This is a genomic window from Clostridium sp. DSM 8431 (assembly GCF_900116755.1).
In the GTDB taxonomy this organism is placed as follows: Bacteria; Bacillota; Clostridia; order Clostridiales; family Clostridiaceae; genus Clostridium.
In genome coordinates this window covers 1-6,189 of sequence record NZ_FPBY01000191.1, presented here as the reverse complement: position 1 = coordinate 6,189, position 6,189 = coordinate 1, and the positions used below count along the sequence as shown (strand labels likewise).

Below are 6,189 nucleotides of genomic sequence, written 5' to 3'. Positions count from 1 at the left end.
ATCGAAGATAGACTTTAATAAAAGATATTTAAACATACGAATTGGATCTATAGCATTTCTACCATTATTAGAACAATATTTATTAGAAAGTTCGTCATAAACAAATGAAAAGTCAATTAATTCATTAATTTTTCTCAGCATATTGTCTTTGGGAACAACCAAATCATAAATTCCTGTATATTCACTTAAAATCATTGTTTCTTGCTTTTTTATCACTCTAATCACCCTTATTATTTAATAAATTAAGTATAACATAAAAAGCCCAAAAGATTGTTGAATAACAATCTTTTGGACTTAATTTTCCGAAGGGCACTTTTTCAGTGTCCTCCATACCTGAAGCCTCATTTTTTGTATAAACTACACTTATTAATACTCTAAAAAAGTGTTGTCCATTCAGATACATCTCTTTAGATTAATCTGCAGGTTCATTCATTATTCCTAACTTATCAAATATTAAGAACGCAGCATTGATTATTAATCCTACAACAGTTGCAAGTCCCATTCCTGTAAGTTCTACTGAACCTAAATTAATAGTTATTCTACTTAATCCAACAATGAATATTACTGATGTCAAAATTAAGTTTCTTGACTTTGAGAAATCAACTTTTTCTTCTATAAAAGTTCTAAGACCTGAAGTTGCTATAGAACCAAATAGCAAAAGACTTATTCCTCCTATAACTGGTGTTGGTATTGAATTAATTAAAGCTGACATCTTTCCTGAGAATCCTAAAATAATTGAGAATATACCTGCTCCACAAATTACATAAACACTATATACCTTTGTCAAAGCTAGTACCCCAATATTTTCTCCATATGTAGTTGTTGGGACTGAACCAAACATCCCTGAAATCATTGTTGATAAACCATCTCCAAGAAGTGATCTGTTTAATCCAGGATCTTCTGTTAAATCTCTTCCCACTATACTTCCTGTTACCTTTAAATGGCCAATATGTTCTGCTAATACAACAAATGTTGCTGGTAATATTGTTAATATTGCTTGCAAGTCAAAATGTGCCACTTGTATTTGTGGAACTATAAAGAACTTCGCTTCTCTTATAGGTGTTAAATCTACAATCCCCATTGCATATGCTGTAACATATCCTACAACAACAGCTATTAAAATTGGTATAACTTTTAGGAATCCTTTTAATAACACATTACATAAAATCATAGTTATTAAAGTGACCATAGAAACTGTAACCCATGTAGGATTAAATTCTAATGTATTGCTTCCCCCTACAGGAAATCCAGCCATATCTGCTGCCGAAGCTGCAAGCTCTAAACCAATTATAGTAACAATTGCTCCCATTGCTGCTGGTGGAAATAACTTATTAATCCATCCCGTACCTGTATAACCTACAATAATAGCAATGATAGCAAATAGCGCCCCTGTAGCCACGAAACCACTTTGTATAGTTCTGAAATCATAACCTTGACTTTGCAATAAGAAAATTGGTGATAAAAAAGCAAAACTTGACCCAAGATACGCTGGTATCTTTTTCTTAGTCAAAAATGCATATAATAATGTTCCTATACCATTAAAGAATAACACTGTAGTTGGATCTATTCCAACCATAACAGGAACTAACACTGAAGAACCAAACATAGCAAATAAATGTTGAAAACTTAAAGGAATTGCCTTGGATAAAGGAAGCTTTTCATTTACGTCTATAGTTAGAATTTCTTCTTCTAAGATTTTATCTTTTTCCATTCTTTTTCCCCCTTTAAACGTTATAACATTTTTTATTATAATTAAAATATATTTAATTTACCAGTTTAATATTAATATTCATGTATTTCCAAAAAAATTTTTTTGGTTTTTTTACGTAAAAATAAGGACTCTTATTTGAGTCCTTACTTAAATTATTTTTCTGAGTTTTGTGATAAAAATCCATTGATAAACATATCTATATTTCCATCCATAACTGAATTAACATTAGATGTTTCTATATTAGTTCTATGGTCTTTTACCATGCTATAAGGATGGAATACATAAGATCTTATTTGACTTCCCCAACCCATATCTTTAAGTTCTCCAGTTAAGTCTTCTATTTTATCTTTATGTGCTCTTTCCTTTAACTCTATAAGCTTTGACTTTAACATAGCCATAGCTGTTTCTCTATTTGCAAACTGACTTCTTTCATTTTGACATTGAACTACTATTCCAGTTGGTATATGCGTAATTCTTATAGCTGATTCAGTTTTATTTATATGCTGTCCTCCAGCACCACTTGATCTAAAGGTATCAATTTTTAAATCATCACTATTAATTTCTATATCTTGATCCTTTGTAAGTTCAGGTAATACTTCCACTGAAGCAAAAGATGTTTGTCTTTTACCATTAGCATTAAAAGGTGATATTCTAACTAATCTATGAATTCCCTTTTCCGCCTTTAAATATCCGTAGGCATGTTCTCCTTTAACAAGTAAGGTAACACTCTTAATACCAGCTTCTTCTCCTGGAAGCATATCTATAGTTTCAACTGAATATCCCTTTTTATCACACCATCTTGTATACATTCTAAGTAGCATTTCAGTCCAATCATTTGCATCAGTACCACCAACACCTACGTGAAGTGTAAGTATTGCATTATTGTTATCATATTCTCCTGATAAAAGCATTTCTATTCTATATTCATTAACTTCTTTTTCTACAGCTTTAATTTCACTTATTATTTCATTTGCAGATTCAGTATCATCCTCTTCCATAAGCTCATTTAAGACTTCTATGTCCTCTAATCTAGTTACTAAATTATTATATCTATCAAGCTTATCTTTAAGTCTTTTACTTTCCTTAGTAATTTCTTCTGCTCTTTTTATATCATCCCAGAATCCATTTTCCTGCATTTGAAGTTCTAGTTCTTTAACCTTCTTTTCTAAAGCTTCCTTGTCAAAGTGAAGCCCCCATTTCTTTTATAGTTTCTTTTAAACCTGGTAGTTTTAACAGTTCTTTTTCTAGTTCAATAACCATTTTTTCACCCTCTTAACTATTATTAAAGGCTAGCCTATATAGACTAGCCTTATTATTAATTATAACTAATTTTATACTTCTCTTCCACAGCAGTTTTTATACTTCTTACCGCTTCCACATGGACAAAGATCGTTTCTACCAATTTCAACTTTCTTTCTAACTGGTTCTCTCTTAGCTGATTCTGAAGCAGAACCACCTGCACTTGCACCAGTTTCCTTAGCTACTCTTTCTCTTTCTGGAGCTCTTTCTACTTGAACATGGAATATATACTTAACTGTATCAGTCTTGATGCTATCGATCATTTCATCGAACATCTTACTACCTTCCATTTGATAAGCTCTTACTGGATCTTCTTGCTTAAAGGCTTGAAGTCCCATTCCTTGTTTTAAGTGATCCATATTATCTATATGATCCATCCACTTAGTATCAACAGTTCTAAGAAGGATAACTCTTTCAAGTTCTCTCATTCTTTCAGCACCAAATTCTGCTTCTTTTCCATCATAAATTTCATTTGCTATAGAAACATATTTTTCAATGATTTCATCATTTGAAAGATTCATTAATTCATCAACAGTCACTCTATTTGCTGGTACACATATATCATTTAAATATGCTATAAGGTCTTTCATAGCAGCTTCTGCTTCTTCACTGTCTCCTTCAATACCATTTAAATGTATATTAACAGCCTTTGTTATTACGTATCTAATCATTGCTTGAATTTGATCTTTTAAATCTTCTCCTTCAAGAACTTCTGATCTTTGTTTGTATATAACTTCTCTTTGAACATTCATAACATCATCATAACCTAATAATGTTTTTCTTGTATTAAAGTTATTACCTTCAACCTTTTTCTGAGCATTTTCAATTTGCTTAGTAATCATTTTATTTTCAATAGCATCTTCTTCTGTAAGACCTAATTTTGATACTATACCTTGAATCTTTTCAGAACCAAATCTTCTCATTAATTCATCTTCTAGAGATATATAGAATTGAGATGAACCTGGATCTCCTTGTCTTCCAGAACGTCCTCTAAGCTGGTTATCAATTCTTCTAGATTCATGTCTTTCAGTACCAATAATCTTAAGACCACCAGCTTCTTTTACTTCATCAGTAAGCTTAATATCAGTACCTCTACCAGCCATATTAGTAGCTATTGTAACCATACCCTTTTCTCCTGCATGGCTAATGATTTCAGCTTCTTGTTCATGATACTTAGCATTTAATACTTGATGCTTAATTCCTCTCTTCTTAAGAAGTTTAGATAATTCTTCAGATTTTTCAATACTTACAGTACCAACTAGAACTGGTTGACCAGTTTTATGTGTTTCTGCTATTTCATCTGCTATAGCATTGAATTTACCTTTTTCACTTAAGTAAATAACATCTGCTTTATCTTGTCTTTGTACTGGTCTATGAGTTGGAACTACTATAACATCAAGTCCATAAATTTCTTCAAATTCTCCTTTTTCTGTTAAAGCTGTACCAGTCATACCTGATAACTTATTGTACATTCTAAAGTAATTTTGGAATGTTATTGTTGCTAAAGTTTTAGATTCTCTTGCAATTTTAACACCTTCTTTAGCTTCTATAGCTTGGTGTAAACCATCTGAGTATCTTCTTCCTTCCATAAGTCTTCCTGTAAACTCGTCAACAATGACTACTTCTCCGTCCTTAACCATATAGTCTTTATCTTTCTTCATTGTCACGTTAGCTTTTAATGCTTGAGTTACATAATGTTGAAGAGCCATATTTTCTGCATCAGCATAGTTTTCAACCTTAAAATTCTTTTCAGCCTTTTCTATACCTTGGTCTGTAAGCATTACTGCTTTTGCTTCTTCATCAATTGTATAGTCTTCTTCAGGTTTTAAAGTCTTAACAAAATAGTCTGCTACCTTATAAAATTCTGTTGATTCTTCTCCAGCTCCTGAAATTATAAGAGGTGTTCTTGCTTCATCTATAAGAATTGAATCAACTTCATCGACTATACAGAAGTTAAGAGGTCTTTGAACTCTTTCTTCTTTATAAATTACCATGTTATCTCTTAAATAATCAAAACCAAATTCATTGTTTGTTCCGTATGTTATATCTGCTGCGTAGTTTTCTCTTCTTTGATTATTATTTAAGCCATGAATGATAACACCTGTTTTTAAGCCTAAGAATTCATATAATTGTCCCATTTCCTCCATATCTCTTTGTGCAAGATAGTCATTAACAGTTACTATATGAACACCTTTTCCTGAAAGGGCATTTAAATAGGCAGGTAGTGTGGCAACTAATGTTTTACCCTCACCAGTTTTCATTTCTGCAATTCTTCCTTGATGTAAAACTGCACCACCTATTATTTGTTCTCTATAGTGTTTCATTCCTAAAACTCTTGTTGATGCCTCTCTAACTACTGCAAATGCTTCTACTAAAAGATCATCTAATGTTTCTCCATCTTCTATTCTCTTTTTAAATTCAGTAGTTTTTGCTTTTAACTCTTCATCTGAAAGCTTTTGCATAGCTTCATCTAAGGCTTCAACTTTATCTGCTATGGGCTTTATTCTATTTACTTCTCTTTCTGTGTATGATTTAAATAAGCCTCCTAAAAATTTCATAATTTCATCCTTTCAAACCTTTTAATTTTTTCTCTAATTACCTTCTCATAAAAAAGTAAGCCACCTATCTCTAAATTATAACATTTTACATAAAGTATTATCAAGAAATATAAACATATATTAACAAAGATAAAGATATTATTCTCCTATTATTCATAATTTCACAAAATAAAGTCGTAATCTGCTTTATACGCAATTTATTATCTATAATATACATTTTAAGTAAACCTTTAAATAATTCAAATAACAAAGTGGCTGATGCCACGCTTTTCAGTGCAGGAGGCAGCTTTGTTAGCCTAAAAAAAGTTCTAAAAGTAAAATAATTTCATATTAAAATACAATTTAATTATTTTGCTTTTAGGTTCTTTTGCGGCCTACAATTATTTTTTAATGCATTTGACAACTTCCATATGAGAAAGCCAGTCAAAATCAGTGTTTAACATAAAAAAATTTTATACTTTCTTATGCATTAAAAACAGCCCTAAGATAAATCAAAGGGCCATCTTTCTCTATATTCATTTATTTATAATCTGGTTCAATCAAACCATAATCTCCGTCTTTTCTTTTATACATTACGCTTACCCTATTTGTATCAGCATCTTGATATACGAAGAAATTATG

Annotated in this window: 4 protein-coding genes and 1 pseudogene; all 5 read right to left on the bottom strand. The window is 31.0% G+C overall.

Features of this window, described 5'->3' with window-relative positions:
- Positions 1–216: pseudogene (locus BM384_RS14775) on the bottom strand (IS5/IS1182 family transposase); the annotation flags it as partial.
- Positions 217–412: 196 nt separating this feature from the next.
- The gene (gene uraA / locus BM384_RS14770; protein WP_090014720.1) at positions 413–1,711 is read right to left on the bottom strand and encodes a uracil permease; all 1,299 of its coding nucleotides are present in this window, start codon (positions 1,709–1,711) and stop codon (positions 413–415) included.
- A 152-nt stretch (positions 1,712–1,863) separates the two neighbouring features.
- Positions 1,864–2,971 (bottom strand): peptide chain release factor 2 gene (prfB, locus tag BM384_RS14765; protein ID WP_139232139.1). Its coding sequence is split into 2 segments (ribosomal slippage): positions 1,864–2,892 and positions 2,894–2,971, totalling 1,107 coding nucleotides; the frame shifts between segments, so codons are not numbered across the junction.
- Positions 2,972–3,042: 71 nt separating this feature from the next.
- Positions 3,043–5,568, bottom strand: coding sequence for a preprotein translocase subunit SecA (secA, locus tag BM384_RS14760; RefSeq protein WP_090014716.1), 2,526 nt, complete (start codon positions 5,566–5,568; stop codon positions 3,043–3,045).
- A gap of 519 nt (positions 5,569–6,087) precedes the next feature.
- The coding region (locus BM384_RS14755) for a sigma 54 modulation/S30EA ribosomal C-terminal domain-containing protein (RefSeq protein ID WP_175537406.1) at positions 6,088–6,189 on the bottom strand (102 nt) is incomplete at its 5' end.

Bases quoted from the DNA above. Each gene is read 5' to 3' on its own strand.
- uraA (WP_090014720.1), bottom strand. From the start codon at position 1,711: ATGGAAAAAGATAAAATCTTAGAAGAAGAAATTCTAACTATAGACGTA.
- secA (WP_090014716.1), bottom strand. From the start codon at position 5,568: ATGAAATTTTTAGGAGGCTTATTTAAATCATACACAGAAAGAGAAGTA.